Raw genomic sequence first — 567 nt, 5'->3', positions numbered from 1 at the left:
CCTCCAGAACAGGCCAAAGGCCAAGGGCACGAACGCGGCCACCAGCGTCACCTTGTAGGCGCTTTCGACCATGTGGAAGATCGACAGATGCGAGTTCAGCGCAAAGAGCGTCACCAAGACCGTGAACGTCAGCACCACTGCCTGCATCACGCGCAGGAAACGCTTGTCGTCCATGTTGGGCAGCAGCGGACGCAGCACATTTTCGGCGAACGTCACGGAGGGCGCCAGCAGCGTCGCGCTCGCGCAGCTCTTGATGGCTGAGAGCAGCGCACCGAAGAACATCACCTGCGCGAAGATCGGCGCATGCTGCAGCACCAGGTTCGGCAAGATCATCTGCGAATCGGTATCGATGTATTTCGCGACCATCTCCGGGTCGATGAGCGTGGCCGAATACGCTAGGAACATCGGCACGAACGCAAACATGAAGTACAACACGCCGCCCAGCACCGACGCCGTACCGGCGATGCGCTCGGTGCGCGATGACGTTACCCGCTGAAACACGTCCTGCTGTGGGATCGAGCCGAGCATCATGGTGATCCACGCCGTCACAAAGCCGATGACCTCGAT

1 protein-coding gene is annotated in these 567 nt (G+C 60.5%); it reads right to left on the bottom strand.

Translation table 11 applies throughout. The annotated features are described in order from the left end of the window. Positions 1-567, bottom strand: a 567-nt coding sequence (locus HX774_RS19620; RefSeq protein WP_218650553.1) for a hypothetical protein, incomplete at both ends; no start/stop codon positions are given.

It is taken from the genome of Brevundimonas sp. P7753 (genome assembly GCF_013386595.1).
Taxonomy (GTDB): domain Bacteria; phylum Pseudomonadota; class Alphaproteobacteria; order Caulobacterales; family Caulobacteraceae; genus Brevundimonas; species Brevundimonas bullata.
Note: the sequence above shows the minus strand (reverse complement) of the source record. Positions and strands in the feature narration are given on the sequence as shown.